The sequence below is a fragment of the Sphingomonas sp. JC676 genome (genome assembly GCF_014489075.1).
In the GTDB taxonomy this organism is placed as follows: Bacteria; Pseudomonadota; Alphaproteobacteria; order Sphingomonadales; family Sphingomonadaceae; genus Sphingomonas.
Genome location: NZ_JACTGR010000001.1, coordinates 1,402,432 through 1,421,710 on the forward strand (window position 1 = coordinate 1,402,432; position 19,279 = coordinate 1,421,710).

The window sequence follows — 19,279 nt, forward strand, 5'->3', positions numbered from 1 at the left end:
ACTGACCTGGCCCAGTTCCTCTTCTGCCGTTACGGGCCGCCTCACATCTCCGCCAGCACGGCCTCCGCCGCGCCGATCGCCTGGGGCGATCCGATGTCAAACCACAGTCCCTGGTGCACCAGCCCCCAAAGGCGCCCTGCCTCCAGCGCGCGGTTCCAGAACAGATTGGTCGAGAACGGCCCCTCGGGCCAGTCGCGGATCACCCGCGGCGAGAGGATCTGCACGCCAGTATAGACGAAGGGCGCCAGCCGGCCCGGCTTGCGCCGCCCGACGATCCGCCCGAACGGGTCAAGGTGGAAATCGCCTTGCCCCTTATGGCTGTTGGCACGCGCCAGCGGCACCAGCAGCAGCAGCGCGTCCATCTTCTCGTCGTCCCAGGCGGCCGCGAGTTGGCGGATCGCATCGGTCGGCCCGTCGATCCACAGATTGTCGCTGTTGACGCAGACGAACGGCTTATCGCCGATCAGGTCGCGCGCCTGGACCAGCCCGCCGCCGGTCTCCATCAGTTGCTTGCGCTCATCGGAGATGACGAGCTCGATATCCTTCACCCGCGCCCTCAGATGCGCTTCCATCTGATCGGCGAGATAATGGACGTTGACGATCGCGCGCTTGGTACCGGCCGATCGCAGCCGATCGAAGACATGGTCGATCAGCGCCCTGCCACCCAATTCGACCAGAGGCTTGGGCCGCGTCGCGGTCAGCGGACGCATCCTTTTGCCCAGCCCCGCCGCCATCACCATCGCCGTCTCCGGCACTTCGGCACTGGGTTGGGGACGCAACGAATAGGTCGCGGAAGCCGTCATTGCGCGGCAATCGTCATCGGGTCCCCGCGCATCTCGGCCGGTACGTTGGCGTCGAACCAGTCGGCGACCGGCTTCAGCGCCGGATGCTTGAGGTCGCGCTCGATATAGCGCCAGACGCGCGGGCAAAGCCCCGGGTAGCGCGGCTTGCCGTCGCGCTTCCACAGCCGGGTGAAGATGCCGATGATCTTGGCGTTCCGCTGCGCGCCCAGCACATGATAGGCCACGTCGAAATCGTCGCCCGCGCCAGTGATGCGCCTGTAGCGGTCCAGCATCGCGGTCTCCAACGCCGCGTCCACGTCGCGTCGCGCATCCTGCAGCAGCGAGACAAGGTCATATGCCGGATGCCCGGCCAGCGCGTCCTGGAAATCCAGCAGTCCCAAGCTCTCGCTGCCTTCGATCAACATGATGTTCTCGGCATGGTAGTCGCGCAGCACCGTGACGAGCGTGTGACCGTTCAGCACGGGCGCGAGCACCTTGTCCCAGGCGCGCGCATAGCCTTTCATGTCCGCATCCAGCCCGATCGCGGGGCAATACCATTCGGGAAGAAGTGCCGCCTCGCGCTGATATTCGCTCAGGTCATAGGCGCGCGCCACGCCCGCCTCATGCCCATGCAGCCGCACCAGCAGGTCAACCGCGGCTTCGTAGAAGCGCAGCTCGCTCTCCGGCGCGGCGTCCACCGTCTCGCGCAGCCGCGCATCGCCAAAGTCCTGGAGCAGCACCAGGCCTTTCTTAAGGTCCTCATGCAGGATCGCCGGCGCCGCGAAGCCGCGCTCGCACAGCCAGCGCGCCACCGCGATGAACGGCCGCGGATCCTCCTGCGGCGGCGGCGCATCCATCAGGATCGCGCTGCGGTCATGCTCCACGACGCGGAAATAGCGGCGGAATGAGGCATCGCCGGCGAGCGGCAGGATATGGGCTTCTCCCCAACCGGCGGCGTCCAGGAAGGCGGGCGCGGCGGCGGGCGGATTCATGTCAGCTATTGGGGTATTTGGGGCCATCGGTCCCTCCATGCCGCCGGGACCCGGGCTGTCAAGGATCGCGCGCCGTCCGGCGCAACTTCCAGGCTGAGCCACAGCGCGTCGTGCCATGCATCCGCCCCCAGCCGTTCGGGCCATTCGACGATCAGCAGCGAATCGTCGCGCGCGTCGTCGAGCCCCAGTTCCTCGGCCTCGTCCGGGTGCTCGATACGGTAGAGATCGACGTGCAGCACCGGAATCCGCACTTCGGGCGGCTCGTAGGGCTGGACGATCGCGAAGCTCGGGCTCGGCGCCTCGCCCTCCAGCCCAAGCGCCGCGAGCAGCCCGCGCGCGATGCTGGTCTTGCCGGCGCCGAGCTCGCCCGAAAGCGCGATCACGTCGCCGGCCCGAGCGACTGCAGCGAGGCGCGCGCCGAGCGCATGCGAATCCTTGAGAGAAGCGAGCCGCATCACCCGCGCGGCAATTCCACGGTCACCAGCGTCCCCTCGCCCTGTTCGGAGATCATCTCAATCCGCCCGCCATGCGCCTCCACGAACTGCTTCGCCAGCGGCAACCCCAGCCCCAGCGCGCGCTCGCCACTGCGCGAGATGCCGTGCTGGGCGAAGCGGTCGAACGCACGCGCGACCATCTCGCGGCTCATCCCGGGCCCGTCGTCGGACACGATCACCCGCGCCACCTTGGTGTTACCGTCGAGATGCAGCAGCACGCGTCCGCCCTCGGGGGTGCCCGCCACCGCGTGGCGCAGCAGGTGCTCGATCACCTGGCGCAGTCGTCGGGGATCGCCGGTCACCGTGCCCGCCGTGCCGGTATCCTCCACCACCAGGTCGATCGACTTGACCTTGGCCAGCGGCGCGACGACTTCGGCCGCGCTGTTCGCCGCGAGCTCGATGTCAACGGTCTTCCTCTCCAACGGCCCGCCCTCGCTCTGCGTCAGGTCGAGCACATCGTCGATCAGTGTCCCCAGCCGGTCGACCGAGAACAGGATCGCTTCGGCATATTCGGTGCCGTCCTTGCTCAGCTTGCCCGCGAAGCCGCCGTGCAGCATCTCGGTAAAGCCCTTGATCGAGGTCAGCGGGGTCCGCAGCTCGTAGCTCATATTGGCGACGAACGCGGTCTTCACGCGGTCCGCCGCCTCAAGCGCCTCGTTACGGTCGCGCAGCGCGCGCTCGATCCGCTGGCGGTCGCTGGTGTCGAGCATAGTCACCATCGCATTGCCATCGGGCAGCGGCACCGCGGCGATGTCGAAATGCCGTCCGTCGGCGAAGACGATACTGCTCCCGCGCTGCTGCCGGTCCTTCGCTGCCAGCCGGATCAAGTCGCCCAGGATTTCCGCGCGTGCCGGGTTGGTAAGTTTCGGCCCAGCAGCCTTAACCAGTGTGGCGATCTGGGGGTGTCCGTCCAGGAAGCTATCCTCGAAGCCCCAGACCTGGCGGAACTTGCGGTTCCACAGCTGCAACCGTCCCTTGCCGAACACACCGACCGCCTCGGCCAAGCTGTCCAGCGTCGCGGTGCGCACTTGCTGCATCTCGCCATGCTCGCGCTGCAGCTCGAATTGCTGGGTCTGGTCCTCGAACAACAGCAGGAGTCCGCCATCGGGAAGCGGCTGCGCGACGACGCGCAGATGAATGCCGGCAACGCTCCAGGTCTCTTCGACCGCCTCGGCCGCCAGGAACCATTCGCGCCGCTCCGCCTTCCATGCCGGGAAATCGCGCACGTCGGGCAGCTTGCGCGCGTCGCGCATCCGCTCGAGCACGCGGTCGAACTCGGGCCGGTCGGCGAGCCATTCTTGGCGCATCGCGAACATCCGCCGGAACGGCTGGTTGCAGAACGCGAGGCTGCGGTCCGACGCAAACTGCGCCACGCCGGCCGACATCCGGTCGAGCATCGCACGCTGAGCATCGCGGAAGGCCCTGAGCCCGCCGCGCGCCTGCTCCAGATCCTCGATATCGACCGCGAAGCCGGCGACGCCACCGGTGGGCAGCGGCATGTCGTGGAGCCGCAGCATCCGCCGCGCTCCGTCGATCGTCGCGGGCATCGCCACGGTCTGTGGCTCCTGCGTGTCGCGCGCGATCGCGGCGTTGGCGAGGGGGCCGCCCAGCCCCTCGCCCTCGACCAACTCGAGCCCGCGCGCCACCACGTCCTCGCTATCCTTGCCCTCCACTGCGCGAACATAGGCCGAATTGACCATCAGCAGCCTGAGGTCGGGCCCGCGGTACCACATCGGCATCGGCGCCGCTTCGATCAGCGCGGTGAGCGCATCGAAGGCCGAGCGCAGCCGCGATGCCTCGCGCTGCAGTCGGTTGATTTCGTCCTGGCTCTCAGTCGCGTCGAGAAACCACAGCACGACGCCGCCCGGCACCCCCGCAATGTCGGTCGCGCGCTCGCCGATCACCAGCAGCGCCCGCTCCGATCCGCGCGGCCGCACCGACATGCTGAACCCCCGGCCCGCCTTCTGCGCCGCCGTTACCTGATCCGCCAGCGCGGTCGAATCCTCTGGCATCAACCCCGTGTCCGGGCCGGAAAGGTCGCTGAGCTCGCGCGGCATCCTGTCGAGCCCGAGCCAATCGCTTAGCCGTCGTGACAAATCGATCCGGCCGTCGCTGCGCACCACCATCGCCTGCGCCGGCGACGCGCCGCCCAGCGCCTTCAGCCGCGCATTCTCCTCCAGCGTCTCGCGGGCCTCGGCGCGCGCCCGCAGCCCGGCATAGAGCACCCAGGTCGCGACGACCACGAACAGCGCCACCACGGCTCCGGCCAGCACCGCCGCCGATTGCGGTATAGCGATCAAGGCCACCCTCCGCGGCCAGTCTTTGCAATCATCCGAATCTCTTAGGCAAAGCGCCGGCTGGCGGAAAGCAGATTGCGCGCGGGCCTGAGGCATCCGACGATCGCGCATCGACATCGAACCAGGTTTCGCGCGAAGAACAGGGAATGCGCAACGCCCATTCCCAGCCGCATCCCTCGCTCCAGGAAGCCGCACGCGCGCTGCGCGAGGGGCGGCGCGGCCGTGCCGACGCCATCCTCATCCCCTTTCTGCGGCAAAACCCGCATGACGCGAACGCGCTCGCGCTGATCGCCGAAAGCGCGATGCTGGCAGGCGCCTATCTCCAGTCCGAAGGCTTCGCGCGCAGGGCGCTGGCCGCCAATCCGGGGCACCAGGCGGCGCGCTGGACGCTGGCGCGCGCGCTCGTGCTCCAGAAGCGCCCCGAAGACGCGATCGCCGCCGTCGAGCCGTTGATCGCGGGCGCGCCGCATGCCGGGCCGGCAATGCTCAAGGCCGGCGCGCTGGATTCACTCGGCGACTATGAAGGCGCCCTGGCGATCTACCGGCATCAGCTCGACAGGCGGCCCGACAATCCGGCGCTCTGGGCCAGCTATGGCCATGTCCTGCGCACCGTCCGACGGATTGCGGAGGCGATCGCGGCCTATCGCAAGGCGATCGAGCTGGATGCCGATACGGGCGAGCCCTGGTGGCTGCTCGCGGCGCTCAAGGCGCTTTGGGACGAGGATGTGCCGAAAATGGAAGCCGTGCTTTCACGCCCGTTGCCCGCGGACGCGGCTTCCTATGTCCATTTCGCGCTCGGTCGAGTGCTTGACGAAGCCGGGCGGCACGAACAGGCTTTCGATCACTATGCAGCAGGCAATCGCCTGCGCTTGCCGCCCGAGTTCGATCCCGCCGCGATCGAGGGCAAGATCGAGCAGATACGCACGCTGCTCACGCCGGCCTTTCTCGCGGAGCGCCCAGGGCGGGGCGACCCTGCTCCCGATCCCATCTTCATTGTCGGTCTACCCCGCTCGGGCTCGACATTGATCGAGCAGATATTGGACAGCCATTCGATGGTCGAGGGTACGTCCGAACTGCCGCATCTCCCGGCACTGGTCCGCGACCTGCTCGAGCAGCGCGAAAACCGGCCCGGCGCCGCTTATCCCGATCTTCTCGCCGGCCTGCCTGCGGATCGGTTCGCCGCGCTCGGCAAGGCCTATCTCGATCGCGCCCGCCCGCACCGCAAGACCGCGAAGCCCTATTTCATCGACAAGCTGCCGCACAATTGGGAGCACATCGGCCTAATCCATCTGGCACTGCCACACGCGCGCATCATCGATGTCCGCCGCGACGCGATGGATTGCTGCTTCGCCAATTTCCGCCATTGCTTCGGCAAGGGGCATCCCGCATCCTATTCGCTCGAGGCGATCGGGCACTATTATCGCGGCTATGTCGATCTGACCGCGCATTTCGATGCGGTCCTCCCGGGACGGATTTACCGTCTCGAGCACGAAGCACTGATCGCCGATCCCGAACGCGAGACGCGCGCCCTGCTTGAGGCCCTGGACCTCCCCTTCGAGGAAGCCTGCCTGGCGCCGCACGAGAATGCCCGCGCGGTGCGCACGGCCAGCTCCGAGCAGGTGACGCGCCCGATCAACAGCGACGGGATCGGCGCGTGGCGGCCCTATGCAGCCTGGCTCGATCCGTTGCGCCGGACGCTCGGCGACCTGGCGCAATAGAAAAGGACACGCCCGCGACCTGCGGACGTGCCCTTTCGATAGCTGTCGACCCGATCAGAAGCTGGGCAGCTTCACCTTGACGCCGACATAGCCAAACGCGCCGATCGTATTCACCGGGAAGATCTGCGTTCCGATATCCGGCTTCTGGCTGAACAGGTTGCGCACGCCGCCGTAGAATTGGAACTTGTCGTTCACGTCATAGCTGGCGAAGATGTCGTGCTGCCAGCGCTGCTTCAGGTACAGATATTCCGGCGCAACGATGTCCGGATCGCCGGCCATTTCCAGATTGGTGTAGCGCGACGTCTTGTCGAACCATTGCAGACCGTAGTTCAGCGTCAGCCCGCCGCTCTGCCAGGTCAGATCGGCAGTGACGGTATATTTCGGCGCCCGAGAGGTGGCCTCGCCGCGTTCGTTGGTGATGTCGGCGCCGGGCGTCCCGATGAACTCGAGGCGATCCAGATAGTTGCCGATAACGCTCAGGTTGAACGTGCCCAGCCTGTCTGTCCGCAGACGATAATTGAAGTTCACGTCGAGGCCGGCCGTGCGGAACTGCGCCACGTTCTGCGGCAGCACGGTGAAGCCGATGATATTGCCCGGATCGGCATTTCCGGTCGCACCGTTCTGCCGGACGATGCCCGAGCAGAACACATTGTTCAGATCCGGCTGGTCGACGCAGAGCTGTGCGAGTTGCTCGGACGTGACCGTGTTGATCGCGTTCTTGATCTTGATGTCGTACCAGTCCGCGCGCAGCGACAACCCCGGTATGAAGCGCGGCTGCAGGGCCACGCCAACGGTCCAGGTGGTCGCCTCTTCCTGCGACAGATCGGGGTTGCCGCCCGAGAATCCCGGAATGTTGGTCGAACGCGAGTCGGTATAGGTCGCCGGATCGGCGCCCAGCGAGCTCAGCAGCGCCGCGCAGTTCGCCGCGCGATACTGGGTGCCGTGCTGGATCTCGTCCGGCAGGCACGGATCGGTGATGAACTCGAAGGTCTGCGAATTGCCCGAGAAGAGCTCGCCGATATTCGGTGCGCGAACGGCGCGAGAATAGGTGCCGTTGAAAGTGATGTCGCGTACCGGGGCGAAGGCGCCGTCGAATTTCCACGACGTGGACGAGCCCACGGTGGAATAGTCCGAGAAGCGGATCGCGGCCCCGACCTCGAGCCGATTGACGATCGTGTCCTTCAGCAGGGGAATGCGAATTTCGCCAAACGCTTCCTTCACATCATACTCGCCGGCATCCCGGGTGAGCGCGTTGGTGAAGGTCAGTCCCTGCGCCGCGATCGGATCAGGAATGAACCGGCTCTTTTCCTTGCGGTATTCGGCACCGACCGAGAATCCGACCGCGCCGCCGCCGGGCATCTTGAACAGCCCGCCCAGATCGCCGCTCAGATAAGCTGACGCCACATGCTGCTGGATGCGCGAACGATCGAGCGTATCCGTGGTGATCCAGTCGAGGGCCGCCTTGCTGGGCGCGCCTTCGCCGAACAGGTTCATCGGGACGCACTGTCCCGGCTGGAATGTCGTTGGCGCGTATTCCTCGCGTGTGTAGTTATAGGGCTGAAACGGCGTCCAGGTCGGGTCGACATTAACCCGGCAGGTCGGACCGTTCGGGCCCTGGACGACGTCGATCGCCGCGTAATAGCGGTCATCGAGAATGTCGTTGACGTACCGGTTAGTGACGTCCGTGCGGCCATAGACGTACGACGCTTCATAGTTGAGGTGATCGCTCAGATTGCCGCGGATGCCGATCACGGCACGATAGGTATCGCGTGTGATGTTCTCGCCACGCTGGCCGAAATCGAAATTGTCACGATTGACCAGGATGTCGCAGCCTTCGAGGCCCGGAGTGTCCGGATCGTCGCAGGCGCCCGCCGCGGTAGCCGCCTGGTTCGCCGCCAGAGCGCCGGCCGGCAGGTACGGATTGTCCGGTTGCATGACCAGATAATAGTCGAAGGTCGGCTGGGCGAGCGAGAAGCTCTTGGTATGCGCGTACTTGCCTTCGGCGAAGATCGTCAGCTTGTCCGAAACGTCGAAATGCGCGAGCGCGTTGGCGACATGGCGCTCCACCTTCGGCAACAGATCGTTGCCATAATCGGAGACCAGCGTCGCATTGCCGCCCTGCTGGTAGAAATCGGGAACGAAGGTGCCCGGATCGAACGCCGTAAGCGCGCCGCTCGAATTGACGATGTAATCGGGAAAACCGTCCGCATCGATATCGATGCCGCCTTCGCGGTTGGTGTCGAAATAGCGAACATTGTTCAGCGGAACATAGGTCGGTCCGGTGCCGTTCGGGTTCTTGTAGAAGCCGATGCGCTGCGTGCCGCTCAGATAGTCGCGGTCACGCGTCCGGAGCCGGTCTTCCGCACCATATTCATAGGCGACCGCGATATTGCCGCGGCCTCCCGCAAAATTCTTGCCCGCCGTGACCGAGACCATCCGCTGCCCGGCATCACCATATTGCGAGATACCGGCCTGCCCGCTCGCGGAGATTCCCTCGAAATTGTGCTTCATGATGAAGTTGACCACGCCGGTCACACCATCGGCACCGTAGATGGCCGATGCGCCGCCGGTCAGCACTTCGATGCGTTCGACCAGGTCCGAGGGGATGGTGTTGATATCCACCGCGGCGCTGCCGGGAACGCCGGCGACATGGCGGCGGCCGTCGACCAGGGTAAGCGTGCGCTCCGTGCCCAGGTTGCGCAGGTTCAACAGGTTGAGCCCGGTGGCACCGATGCCGGCACGATCACCCGAATTGTCCGCGGAAGTCGTCGAGCCCTGCAGCGCAGGAAACCCGGACAGGAAGTCGGTGAGGTTGGTCGTGCCCGCGGTCTGGATCGTCTCGGCACCGATCGACACGACGGGATTCGGCGTATCGAAACCCGGAACCTGGCGGATGCGCGATCCGGTGACGACGATCGTCGTCTGCTCGGCATCCTGCGTATCGGTCTGGTCGGGAACTGCGGTCGGGTCGGTGGTCTGCGCGGCCGCAGGCGTGGCAATCTGCGCGAGAGCGATAGCCGCCAGCGAGGCAGTCAGTGACAAACCGAAACGACGCGTGGAAACCGGTTTAAGCATACAATTCCCCTTCACTTATGACCTCCCAGCTTCGCCCGGCTTGTTGCTCGTATGTGTGTTTCTGGGTGCCTTTCGGACGCACGAATGCCACTTAGGTTGCGCCGCACTGCCCCATTTCTGTAACGTCGTGTCATAACTGCAACATAGCAGCCTATCGAAATGCAAAAGGGCCGCGTTCCTTGAGGAGCGCGGCCCTTTTTTTCCGACCTGAAGTCAGCTCGGCTCAGTAGCGGTAATGATCCGGCTTGAACGGCCCTTCGACCGGCACGCCGATATAGTCGGCCTGCTTCTGGGTGAGCTTGGTCAGCTTCACGCCCAGCTTGGCGAGGTGCAGCTCGGCAACCTTCTCGTCGAGATGCTTCGGCAGGACGAACACGTCGTTGCCGTAGGTCTCGCTCTTGGTCCACAACTCGATCTGCGCCAGCACCTGGTTGGTGAAGCTCGACGACATCACAAACGACGGGTGGCCGGTCGCATTGCCCAGGTTCACCAGGCGGCCCTTGGACAGGATGATGATCTGCTTGCCGTCCGGGAACTCGACCAGGTCGACCTGCGGCTTCACTTCGGTCCACTTGTAGTTCGACAGAGCGGCGATCTGGATCTCGCTGTCGAAGTGGCCGATGTTGCACACGATGGCCATGTTCTTCATGCCCTTCATGTGCTCGGCGGTGATCACGTCGGCATTGCCGGTCGCAGTGCAGAAGATGTCCGCGCGGGTCACGGCTTCTTCCATCGTCACGACTTCGAAGCCTTCCATCGCCGCCTGCAGCGCGCAGATCGGATCGACTTCGGTCACGAGCACGCGCGCGCCGCCGTTGCGGAGCGACTGGGCCGAACCCTTGCCGACGTCACCGAAGCCGGCGACGCAGGCGACCTTGCCGGCGAGCATCACGTCGGTGCCGCGGCGGATCGCGTCGACCAGCGATTCCTTGCAGCCATAGAGATTGTCGAACTTCGACTTGGTGACGCTGTCGTTGACGTTGATCGCCGGGAACGGCAGCTCGCCCTTCTTGGCGATCGAATAGAGGCGATGGACGCCGGTGGTGGTCTCTTCCGAGACGCCCTTGATCGCCTTGACGGTCGCGGTCAGATAGCCCGGCTTCTTGGCGATGAACGCCTTGAGCGCGCGCTGCATCTCGACCTCTTCTTCATTCTCGGGCTCGGGCATCGTCTGGCCGGCCTCGAGCTTGGCGCCCCACAATGCGAACATCGTCGCGTCGCCGCCATCGTCGAGGATCATGTTGCAGGTCTGGTCGGGATTGCCGTCGGTGCTCCAGTCGAAGATCGAGCCGACATAGTCCCAATATTCGGCCAGGCTCTCGCCCTTGATCGCGAAAACCGGCACGCCCGACGCGGCGATCGCGGCGGCGGCATGGTCCTGGGTCGAGAAGATGTTGCACGTCGCCCAGCGGACCTGCGCGCCGAGCGCGGTCAGCGTCTCGATCAGCACGGCGGTCTGGATCGTCATATGGAGCGAACCAGTGATGCGCGCGCCCTTCAGCGGCTGCGTCGGACCGAACTCCTGACGGAGCGACATCAGGCCGGGCATCTCCGTCTCGGCGATATTCATTTCCTTGCGGCCGAAATCGGCCAGGCCGATATCGGCGATCACATAGTCTTGTCTGTCGAGCACGGTAGCCACGAGCGGGTCTCCATCAAGCAAATCTGCGGGGCCGGGAATCCGCCCAGCCGCCATGCGGCGCGCCCTAGCCGTTTAGGCCTCGAAGCGCAATCCTAATATAAAGATATCTTTATATGTGCTGCGCGGGTTGGGTTCAAATCGGTAGCGAAATATTTCCGGGGCCGGCTTGCACGCTGCGGGGGCCCTTAGTAGAAATATAGGGATACCAAGTATTTGGGGGTGACAATGCTGAAATATCTTGCGCCAGCCTTGTTAGCCATGGTCGCGCCGAACTATTGCTTCGCACAGACCTCGGAGGCCAGCGGCGCGGGAAAGATCACCAGCATCGGCACCCCGCACGATACGATCGCAAGCATGCTGCTCGAGATGAATGTAGCACAGCGCACGCGCGACAATTGCTGGAATCTCGGCTGCCTCGTCATCGTCAACGAGACCAAAGGTTATGACGTGATCGCCTTTTATGTCGATATGGCCAAGCCCGGCGGCAAGACCAAATGGGGGCCCAACCAGTTCCAGCTCGCGCTCAGCCCCCGCAGCATGACGCTCAAGTTCAAGACCGGCGGCCCTTCGACCTGCGACCAGCCCATCCGCTTCGTCCTGCGTCACCAGAAGACGAAGGAGAAGATCGAGCTCGATGGCACCGCCAGCCTCTGCACCACGCCGCACCAGGATGCGGTCATCCACGTCAAGGTGCTCGAACCCAATGTGATTATTGAGGACGGCGCTGCAAGCTCGAGCTAGCGCACCAGCCGGTAGCTCACGAACGCGATCGATTTCGAATCGGGCGACCAGCTGGGCACGTTGATCGTGCCCTGGCCGCCGAACAACCGCGTCAGCACCCTGGGCGGCGCGCTACCGTCCGCTGGCATGATCCTGAGCATCACGTCGCGATTGGGCGGATGGTCGCCCAAAGCGACGTCCAGCCCGAACGAGATGAACGCGATCCATTTCCCATCGGGCGAGACATGCGGGAACCAGTCACGGAAATCGGGGTCCGTCGTCACCTGCTCCGGCGCCGACCCGTCCGGCCTGGCGCGCCAGATCTGCATCGCGCCCGTCCGGGTCGAATTGAAATAGAGCCACTTTCCGTCGGGCGAATATTCGGGCCCGTCGTCCACGCCCGGCCCAACGATCAGCGGCGTCTCCGGCCCGCCCGCCAGTGTGCGCGTCCAGATATCGTAACTGCCATCGGTGGCGCCGACATGGACATAGGCAATCGTCTTCCCGTCGGGCGACCAGCCATGCCAATAGGAGCGCGCCATCGGATTGCTCACCAGCACCCGCGGCAGCGTCGATCCTGTCAGTGGCAGCATATGGATGCGCGAGAGGTTGTCCGCCGCGCTCTGGTCCGAGATGACGAGCTGCGTCCCGTCCGGCGAAATGCCGTGATCGTTGTTGTTCTTGATATTCGGCCCAGTATCAATCGCCTTGGGCTCGCCGCCTTCCACCGGCAACCGCCAGATCCGGCCATCGGCGTTATAGACCAGCGCCTTGCCGTCCCTGGTCCAATTGGGCGCCTCGATCTTGCCGTCGAAAGTCCGCACGATCCGGCGGCTCTGGATGCCGCCCACCTCCATCACCTCCAGCGCGCTCTCCACCTTCGCCGGATATCCGGTGTCCGGCACGTAAGCGAGGTTCGGCACCTTCAGCTCGACGTTTGAGAAATTCGCCGTCTCGGTCACCGCGTCATTGTGCGCAGAGACCGCAAGCCCGACCAGATAGGGCGCCTGGAAGGCGATCCGGTAACTGCCGCCCGCATGGCGCAGCACGCCATCGGCACCCGCGACCGAGAACCACACATAATCGCCCTCGCGCTCCAGCCGCACGCGCTTCGGATGCCAGGTCGCCGAAATGATCTGATGCGTGGGCCCATCCTGCACCTCGCGATACTGCAGCGAGACCATCCCGTCGCCATGCACCATCACATCGGCATAGGGCGATCCGGGGGTGGTGTTCTGGCGGATCATCAGCCCGGCCTTGCGGTGCGGATCGGCGCCCTTTCCCTCCCAGGCGATGTCGGCGGCGATGTGCAGGTCGCCCGAGCGCCGCGTCCAGGCATAGTGGAACGCGTCCGTCGTCCCCCAGATATTCGCCCCGCTCGCGGTGATGCGATAGCTGGCAGCGCCGAGCGCCACGCTTCCTGCGGTCGATGTCGCGCCGATATCGGCATGGTTCTCGAAAGCGCCGATCGTCTGTGCGGCAACGGGCGTGGCCAGCAATGCCAGCGCGACAAGGAGATGCTTCATGTCCGGGCCCCTCTCCGCCCGGATAATTGTCCGGGTCCTGCCCGATGGTAACGCTAACGAAGCACCCTGGCTATGCCCGCCCGGTGCTGTTCGCCAGCAGGCGTGGGTCGATCCCTGCGCCCGCGAAGCCGCTCGCCCAGCGGTCCTCGGCGTCGATATCGTAGAGCAGCCCGGTGTCGCCCTCGGTGTTGAACCAGCCATGCCGCGTCATCTCGGCGTCGAGCTGCCCTTCGCCCCAGCCGGCATAGCCCAACGCGACCAGCCAGTGGGTCGGCCCTTTCCCTTCGGCGATCGCCTTGAGCACATCGATCGTGCCCGACAGCGACCAGCGTCCGCCCACGTCGATCGTGTCCTGCCCGCCCCAGTCGAGCGAGTGGATCACGAAGCCGCGCCGCGGCTCCACCGGCCCGCCGAAATGCACCGCCGCATCGGGCGCCTCGCCCGGCGCGATCTCGAACTGTTCGAGCAGATCGTGCAGGCCCAGCCCCTCGATCGTCTCGCCGATCCCGATGCCCAATGCGCCTTCCTCGTCATGCGCGCACATCGCGATCACAGCGCGCTCGAAGCGCGGATCGCCGATGCCCGGCATCGCCAGGAGGAATTGTCCGGTAAGAAAAGTTGCCGACTCCATATCCGATCAACTTACCCGCGCGCTTTCGGCTCCGCCACGCTTGAAAATGTAACGTTTGACGCCGATTGGGGACCCAGACCCCATAAGGAGAGAATGACATGACCATCGAGGTTGGCGACCGCATCCCCCAGACCCAGTTCGTCAAAGTGACCGAACAGGGCCCCGAGCAGGTCGATTCGGAAAGCTACTTCGCCGGCCGCCGCGTCGCTCTCTTTTCGGTACCGGGTGCCTTCACCCCCACATGCTCGGCCAAGCATCTGCCGGGCTTTGTCGAGAAGGCCGACGAGATCAAGGCCAAGGGCGTTGACGAGATCGCCTGCACCGCGGTCAACGATGCGTTCGTGATGGGCGCCTGGGGCAAGTCCGCCGGCGTCGAGGGCAAGGTCACAATGCTTGCCGACGGCAATGGCGCGTTTGCAAAGGCTTTGGGCCTCGAGATGGACGGCACTGGCTTTGGCATGGGCATGCGCGGCAAGCGTTTCTCGATGGTCGTCAACGACGGCACCGTCGAGCAACTCCATGTCGAGGCGCCCGGCCAGTTCGAAGTCAGTTCAGCCGAATATCTGCTCGGCCAGCTCTGAACCGACCTCTAAACCGACAGCGTAACGGAACCGCCGGGGGGCGGTGGAGTTGAGTCAGGGCAATTCATTTCGAAGGGAATAGTCATGGCCACCGAAACCACCCCCGGCGACGACACGACCACCGCCCAGGCAACCGCCGAAGCCAAGTCGTTCATCGCCCAGGCCCAGGAAAAGGTCAGCGGCGCGGTCGACGCCACCGTGACCGCGGTTAAGGAGCATCCAGTCGCCGCTGCGGCGATCGCTGCGGGCGCGGCGGCTGCCGTCGGCGGTGCGGCCTATGCAGCCACCCAGTATCGCGGCGACAAGCAGGCGCCGGCGAAGAGCAAGAAGTAACGAACCCGCTTAAGCCCCTCCTCCTCGGAGGAGGGGCAATTCACCGCTAGTCTTGCCAGAGTCATTTTTGCGGCTTAGCCGTCAAAGATGACTCAAGCCTCCGATATCGTCGCCGATCTTGACCGCCTCTATCGCGCGTCGGTCGATCGCCTTCAGACCGCGCTCAATCGCTACCTCACCGACGGCACTCCGCCCGATCCCGAGGACCGCAAGGACGGCTCGTTCGCTTATCCCGAGTTGCGCGTCACCTATCGCGGCGGCCCGGATCGCCCCGATCGCCCCACCCCGCGCCGCTCGTTCGGCCGCCTCGTCGATGCCGGCGACTATCGCATCTCGGTCACCAAGCCGGCGATGTTCTCGGACTATCTCACCGAGCAGCTCACCTTTCTGATCGAGGATTACGACGTCGAGGTCCATGCGGTCACCGGGCGCCAGGAAATACCCTTTCCCTATGTGCTCGATCCCAACCAGATCCTGAGCCTCGACGACGTCTCGGCGACCGAGCTCGCCCGCCATTTCCCCGCGACCGAGCTCGCGCATATCGGCGACGAGATCGCCGACGGCCTGTGGGTCTCGACCGACGAGACCCGCCCGCTCGCCTTTTTCGACGGGCTGCGCACCGATTTCTCGCTCGCGCGCCTGCGCCATTACACCGGCACGGCGACCGAGCATTTCCAGCGCTACATCCTGTTCACCAACTATCACCGCTATGTCGACGAGTTCGTCCGCTGGGCGGGTAGCCAGCTCGGCCCGAACGAACAGGGCGAGCCCAGCCGCTATACGGGTGTCTCGGGCGCGGGCGGCATCGTCATCGAGACCGCCGAGGATCTAGACCGGCTAGTGTCGGACAGCGCCTGGCGGCGGCACCAGATGCCCGCCTATCACCTGATGGCCCCGGGCGGCGGCGGCATCACCCTGGTCAATATCGGCGTCGGCCCATCCAACGCGAAGACGATCACCGATCACCTCGCGGTGCTCCGCCCCGAGGCTTGGCTGATGATCGGCCATTGCGGCGGGCTGCGCCCCAGCCAGCGGATCGGCGACTATGTGCTCGCCCACGCCTATCTGCGCGACGATCACATCATGGACGAAGTGCTCCCGCCCGAAATCCCGATCCCTGCCATCGCCGAAGTCCAGCTCGCCCTCGCCCGCGCCGCCGAGACCGTCTCGGGCCAGTCGGGCGACGAACTCAAGCAGCGGCTGCGCACCGGCACGATCGTCACCACCGACGATCGCAACTGGGAGCTACGCTATTCGGCCTCGGCGCTGCGCTTCTCCTTGAGCCGCGCGGTCGGCGTCGACATGGAATCGGCGACGCTCGCCGCCCAGGGCTATCGCTTCCGCGTGCCCTACGGCACCCTGCTCTGCGTTTCGGACAAGCCACTCCATGGCGAACTGAAGCTCCCCGGCCAGGCCAATCGCTTCTACGAGCGCGCGATCGAGGAGCATCTCAAGATCGGCATCGAAACAGTGGAAGAGCTCCGCCGCGAAGGCGCCAAGCTCCATTCGCGGAAACTACGCGCGTTCAACGAGCCGCCGTTCCGGTAAGCTGTGTAGTGCGTAGCCCTCTCCCCGAAGGCGAGAGAGTGTTTCGGGTAGCCGGCTACCGTTTCCTACATCCGACTCAGCGCTTGAAATCGGTTATTCTGCGCACGCCCCGCGACGCGAAGGAGAGCCGCAATGACCGATCCCGACGAACCCCAGGCCGAAGACGAGAGCCCGCACCCCACCGCACATCAGCCCGACGGCACCGATTCCTCGGCCGAGTGGGAAGCGCAGATCGCCGACGAGAACATGATCCCCGACGATCCGGCCGAGTGACCTGCCTTACGGGGCGAGTACGAACTCGACGACGATGCTCGCTTCGACATGAATCGTGCCCGGCTTGCTCGTGAACATGCCGAGCAGTCCGGCCGCCCCCTTGGCCATCGCCTGCTCGAACTTGTTCTGCAGTCCGGGCAGCAGCAGGTTGTTGCCGACTTCGCTGATCCGCGAGACGCGCTGGACGCGCAGGTTCATTTCGCGGGCATAGGCCTCCGCATCCTCGCGGGCGTCGCGCAGCGCCTTGGCCTTGGCCTGGCGGCGCGCGGCAAGCGTCCCCGCATCGTCGAGCTCGGCAGCCGGCTCGCCCACCGTCACGTCGATCTTTTCCAGCGCGCTCTTCACCGCCAGCGCCTGCGCCATCGAGGTAACAGTCACCGTCTTGCCGTCGGTCGCCGAATAATCGTCGGGCGTGGGTTCGGAAGCCGCGTCCTTGTCGGAAGAAGTATCCTCGGTGTCGGTCGTCGTGGGCACCGCGGCGCTCAGCATCACCTTGCTCATCTCCGCTTCGGACAGGTCGGTGACGGCGCTCGCCGGAATGCCTTCCTTCTGGAGCGCGGCGAGAACCTCAGCGAACTTGGCGACCTTGGCCTTGTCCGCGGCATTCTGGGTGGTGCCGTGGGTCGTGAAGTTGATCGCGAGCGTGATCTTGGTCGCCGCCGCGTCGATCGACCCGGTCGAGACGATCTCGAGATTGACCGGCTGCGTCGGCCTGGCGCTCTGCGCCAGCGCCGCGCCCGGCATTACCAGCGCGAACGCCGTCAAAAGCTTTGCGAAATGCATGATTCCCTCCCTGTTCGCGGCGGTTTGTAGCGCGAACAGGGAGGCGTGTCTTGGACGCTTTCGCCGGGCTCACCAGCCTTGCGGCTGGCCCTTGTTCTGCTTGTCGAGCCAGGCTTTCAGCGGCGCGAAATATTCGGCCATCGCCTTGCCCGAGATTTCGCGGCTGCCGGTGAAGGCCTGCAGCGCGTCGGGCCAGGGCTTGGAAGCGCCCATCTCGAGCATCTTGTTCAGCCGCGCGCCGACTTCTTTGTTGCCGAAGAAGGAGCAGCGATGGAGCGGTCCCTTCCAGCCGGCCTGGTCGCACGCCGCCTTGTAGAACTGGAACTGGAGCAGCCGGGCGAGGAAGTAGCGGGTATAGGGCACGCTTCCGGCGACATGATATTTGCCGCCGGCATCGAAGCGGGTCTCGTCGCGGGCGACGGGCGGGACGATGCCCTGATATTGCAGCCGCAGCCTGTCCCAGCCGGCCTGATAGCCGCTCGCCTGGATCTCGCCGGAGAAGACCTGCCAGCGCCATTTGTCGATCAGCAAGCCGAACGGCAGGAAGGCGACCTTGTCCATCGCCTGGCGCAGCAGCAGGCCGATATCCTTGTCGGCGCTCGGCACCTTGGACTGGTCGAGCAGCCCGATCTGGACGAGATAATTGGGCGTGATCGAGAGCGCGACGAAATCGCCGATCGCCTCGTGGAAACCGTCATTGGCGCCGTTGCGATAGAGCGCCGGCAGCGCCTTGTAGGCGCGCTGGTAATAATTATGGCCCAGCTCGTGGTGGATCGTGACGAAATCGTCCGAGTTGACCTTGATGCACATCTTGATGCGCAGATCGTCCTTCTCGTCCACGTCCCAGGCCGATGCGTGGCAAAGCACCTCGCGGTCCGCCGGCTTCAGGAACAGCGAATGCTGCCAGAAGCTCTCGGGTAGCGGCGCGAAGCCGAGCGAGGAATAGAAGCCCTCGCCGGTCTGGACCATCTTCTTCCAGTCATACTGCTTGGCCTGGAGCAGGTCGCCGACATCATAGCCGAGATCGCCCGCGCCCGGCGGTGCGACGACATCGTAGATATTGCCCCATTCCTGCGCCCACATGTTGCCGAGCAGGTCAGCCCGGATCGGCCCGGTCTTGGCCTGGACCGCATCGCCATATTTCTCGTTGAGCTTGCGGCGGACATAGGTGTGGAGCGCGACGTAGAGCGGCTTCACGTCGTTCCAGAGCTTGTCGGTGAGCTTGGCGAACTCATCGGGCGGCATGTCATAGCCCGAGCGCCACATCGCGCCGGTGTCGGCAAAGCCCAGATCTTTCGCGCCCTGGTTGGCGATGCCGGTCATCTTGGCATAGTCGCTGCGCATCGGCGCGCCGACATTGTCGTTCCAGCTCGTCCACATCTCCTTCAGCTCGGCCGGGTTGCGGCTCGTGCCCATCGCCGCCTCGATGTCGCTGCCGTTGATCGGCTTGCCGTTCAGCGTGCCCTTGCCCTTGGCATACATCGAGCCAAGCCGCGTCGAGATGTCGTTGAGCTGCTGCGCGGCGCCGGGCGTGGTCGGAGCCGGCAGGGTAATCGCGGTGCGCAGGATGGTGAGCTGGCGCTGCTGCTCCGCCGAGAGCCCCGAGGCTTTCTGGAGACGCGCCGCCTCGATCGCGAAGCGGACCGACATCTCGGTGCCCTTGGCGCCATATTCGGAGGCCAGCGCATCGGTATCGTCGGTGATGTAGGTCGCGTTGACCCAGGCGACGCGCTGCGCGGTGAGGTTGAACTCGGTGATTTCCTTCTGCGCGCGGTCGATGAACGCCTGCGCGTCGGCCGCGGTCGGTGCGGACGCGGTCTGGGAGACCGCCGGCGCCGCCATGATGGAAGCGAGCGCGAACAGCGAGATGCCGGTACGGATCAT

16 protein-coding genes are annotated in these 19,279 nt (G+C 65.1%); 6 read left to right on the plus strand and 10 right to left on the minus strand.

All coding sequences use genetic code 11. From position 1 onward, the window contains the following. Positions 1–41 precede the first annotated feature (41 nt). Genes IAG41_RS06520 through IAG41_RS06535 form a run of 4 tightly spaced genes read right to left on the minus strand, consistent with a single transcriptional unit; the run spans position 42 to position 4,568 of the window. On the minus strand, positions 42–803 hold the full coding sequence (locus IAG41_RS06520; RefSeq protein ID WP_187727694.1) for a nucleotidyltransferase family protein: 762 nt from the start codon (positions 801–803) through the stop codon (positions 42–44). Further along, positions 800–1,774, minus strand: coding sequence for an aminoglycoside phosphotransferase family protein (locus IAG41_RS06525; protein WP_187727695.1), 975 nt, complete (start codon positions 1,772–1,774; stop codon positions 800–802). Before IAG41_RS06525 ends, IAG41_RS06520 begins: the two co-directional genes overlap by 4 nt. Before the next feature lie 5 nt (positions 1,775–1,779). Then, positions 1,780–2,229 carry a tRNA (adenosine(37)-N6)-threonylcarbamoyltransferase complex ATPase subunit type 1 TsaE gene (gene tsaE / locus IAG41_RS06530; protein WP_187727696.1) on the minus strand — a complete coding sequence of 150 codons (450 nt, stop codon included), beginning with the start codon at positions 2,227–2,229 and terminating at the stop codon, positions 1,780–1,782. After that, entirely contained in the window at positions 2,229–4,568 is a 2,340-nt protein-coding gene (locus IAG41_RS06535) for a sensor histidine kinase (RefSeq protein WP_262408470.1), read from the minus strand. Before IAG41_RS06535 ends, tsaE begins: the two co-directional genes overlap by 1 nt. Positions 4,569–4,711: 143 nt before the next feature. Here IAG41_RS06535 and IAG41_RS06540 point away from each other — a divergent pair, with 143 nt between their 5' ends. Beyond that, entirely contained in the window at positions 4,712–6,283 is a 1,572-nt protein-coding gene (locus tag IAG41_RS06540; RefSeq protein WP_187727698.1) for a tetratricopeptide repeat-containing sulfotransferase family protein, read from the plus strand. A gap of 54 nt (positions 6,284–6,337) precedes the next feature. Here the strand turns inward: IAG41_RS06540 and IAG41_RS06545 are convergent, their stop codons facing one another. Both IAG41_RS06545 and ahcY read right to left on the minus strand, forming a co-directional pair. Beyond that, the gene (locus IAG41_RS06545; protein WP_187727699.1) at positions 6,338–9,358 is read right to left on the minus strand and encodes a TonB-dependent receptor plug domain-containing protein; all 3,021 of its coding nucleotides are present in this window, start codon (positions 9,356–9,358) and stop codon (positions 6,338–6,340) included. A 223-nt stretch (positions 9,359–9,581) separates the two neighbouring features. Then, positions 9,582–11,000, minus strand: a complete 1,419-nt coding sequence (ahcY, locus tag IAG41_RS06550) for an adenosylhomocysteinase (RefSeq protein ID WP_187727700.1) — start codon at positions 10,998–11,000, stop codon at positions 9,582–9,584. A 225-nt stretch (positions 11,001–11,225) separates the two neighbouring features. Here ahcY and IAG41_RS06555 point away from each other — a divergent pair, with 225 nt between their 5' ends. After that, positions 11,226–11,741, plus strand: coding sequence for a hypothetical protein (locus IAG41_RS06555; RefSeq protein WP_187727701.1), 516 nt, complete (start codon positions 11,226–11,228; stop codon positions 11,739–11,741). On the opposite strand, the gene IAG41_RS06560 is transcribed toward IAG41_RS06555, so the two are convergent. Next, complete coding sequence (locus IAG41_RS06560) at positions 11,738–13,246, minus strand: TolB family protein (RefSeq protein ID WP_187727702.1); 1,509 nt, start codon at positions 13,244–13,246, stop codon at positions 11,738–11,740. The genes IAG41_RS06555 and IAG41_RS06560 overlap by 4 nt on opposite strands. A 70-nt stretch (positions 13,247–13,316) precedes the next feature. Continuing rightward, on the minus strand, positions 13,317–13,877 hold the full coding sequence (locus tag IAG41_RS06565) for a YqgE/AlgH family protein (protein WP_187727703.1): 561 nt from the start codon (positions 13,875–13,877) through the stop codon (positions 13,317–13,319). 98 nt (positions 13,878–13,975) lie between these two features. Between IAG41_RS06565 and IAG41_RS06570 the strand changes: the two genes are divergently transcribed. The 4 genes from IAG41_RS06570 to IAG41_RS06585 all read left to right on the plus strand — a co-directional run bounded on the left by IAG41_RS06570 (position 13,976) and on the right by IAG41_RS06585 (position 16,612). Continuing rightward, positions 13,976–14,458 carry a peroxiredoxin gene (locus IAG41_RS06570; RefSeq protein WP_187727704.1) on the plus strand — a complete coding sequence of 161 codons (483 nt, stop codon included), beginning with the start codon at positions 13,976–13,978 and terminating at the stop codon, positions 14,456–14,458. A gap of 84 nt (positions 14,459–14,542) precedes the next feature. Next, positions 14,543–14,791: a hypothetical protein gene (locus tag IAG41_RS06575; protein WP_187727933.1), complete on the plus strand. Its 249-nt coding sequence runs from the start codon at positions 14,543–14,545 to the stop codon at positions 14,789–14,791. An 87-nt stretch (positions 14,792–14,878) separates the two neighbouring features. Beyond that, the gene (locus IAG41_RS06580; RefSeq protein ID WP_187727705.1) at positions 14,879–16,339 is read left to right on the plus strand and encodes an AMP nucleosidase; all 1,461 of its coding nucleotides are present in this window, start codon (positions 14,879–14,881) and stop codon (positions 16,337–16,339) included. 132 nt (positions 16,340–16,471) lie between these two features. Next, positions 16,472–16,612 (plus strand): hypothetical protein, encoded by a 141-nt coding sequence (locus IAG41_RS06585; RefSeq protein ID WP_187727706.1) that lies wholly within the window; start codon positions 16,472–16,474, stop codon positions 16,610–16,612. A 6-nt stretch (positions 16,613–16,618) separates the two neighbouring features. Here the strand turns inward: IAG41_RS06585 and IAG41_RS06590 are convergent, their stop codons facing one another. Both IAG41_RS06590 and IAG41_RS06595 read right to left on the minus strand, forming a co-directional pair. Further along, positions 16,619–17,395, minus strand: a complete 777-nt coding sequence (locus tag IAG41_RS06590) for an SIMPL domain-containing protein (RefSeq protein ID WP_187727707.1) — start codon at positions 17,393–17,395, stop codon at positions 16,619–16,621. A 69-nt stretch (positions 17,396–17,464) separates the two neighbouring features. Next, entirely contained in the window at positions 17,465–19,279 is a 1,815-nt protein-coding gene (locus IAG41_RS06595) for a M2 family metallopeptidase (protein ID WP_187727708.1), read from the minus strand.

Excerpts from the sequence above, each read along its gene's own strand:
- IAG41_RS06520 (WP_187727694.1), bottom strand. The coding sequence starts at position 803 with ATGACGGCTTCCGCGACCTATTCGTTGCGTCCCCAACCCAGTGCCGAA.
- IAG41_RS06525 (WP_187727695.1), bottom strand. The coding sequence starts at position 1,774 with ATGAATCCGCCCGCCGCCGCGCCCGCCTTCCTGGACGCCGCCGGTTGG.
- tsaE (WP_187727696.1), bottom strand. The coding sequence starts at position 2,229 with ATGCGGCTCGCTTCTCTCAAGGATTCGCATGCGCTCGGCGCGCGCCTC.
- IAG41_RS06540 (WP_187727698.1), top strand. The coding sequence starts at position 4,712 with ATGCGCAACGCCCATTCCCAGCCGCATCCCTCGCTCCAGGAAGCCGCA.
- IAG41_RS06545 (WP_187727699.1), bottom strand. The coding sequence starts at position 9,358 with ATGCTTAAACCGGTTTCCACGCGTCGTTTCGGTTTGTCACTGACTGCC.
- IAG41_RS06555 (WP_187727701.1), top strand. The coding sequence starts at position 11,226 with ATGCTGAAATATCTTGCGCCAGCCTTGTTAGCCATGGTCGCGCCGAAC.
- IAG41_RS06560 (WP_187727702.1), bottom strand. The coding sequence starts at position 13,246 with ATGAAGCATCTCCTTGTCGCGCTGGCATTGCTGGCCACGCCCGTTGCC.
- IAG41_RS06565 (WP_187727703.1), bottom strand. The coding sequence starts at position 13,877 with ATGGAGTCGGCAACTTTTCTTACCGGACAATTCCTCCTGGCGATGCCG.
- IAG41_RS06570 (WP_187727704.1), top strand. The coding sequence starts at position 13,976 with ATGACCATCGAGGTTGGCGACCGCATCCCCCAGACCCAGTTCGTCAAA.
- IAG41_RS06575 (WP_187727933.1), top strand. The coding sequence starts at position 14,543 with ATGGCCACCGAAACCACCCCCGGCGACGACACGACCACCGCCCAGGCA.
- IAG41_RS06580 (WP_187727705.1), top strand. The coding sequence starts at position 14,879 with ATGACTCAAGCCTCCGATATCGTCGCCGATCTTGACCGCCTCTATCGC.
- IAG41_RS06585 (WP_187727706.1), top strand. The coding sequence starts at position 16,472 with ATGACCGATCCCGACGAACCCCAGGCCGAAGACGAGAGCCCGCACCCC.
- IAG41_RS06590 (WP_187727707.1), bottom strand. The coding sequence starts at position 17,395 with ATGCATTTCGCAAAGCTTTTGACGGCGTTCGCGCTGGTAATGCCGGGC.
- IAG41_RS06595 (WP_187727708.1), bottom strand. The coding sequence starts at position 19,279 with ATGATCCGTACCGGCATCTCGCTGTTCGCGCTCGCTTCCATCATGGCG.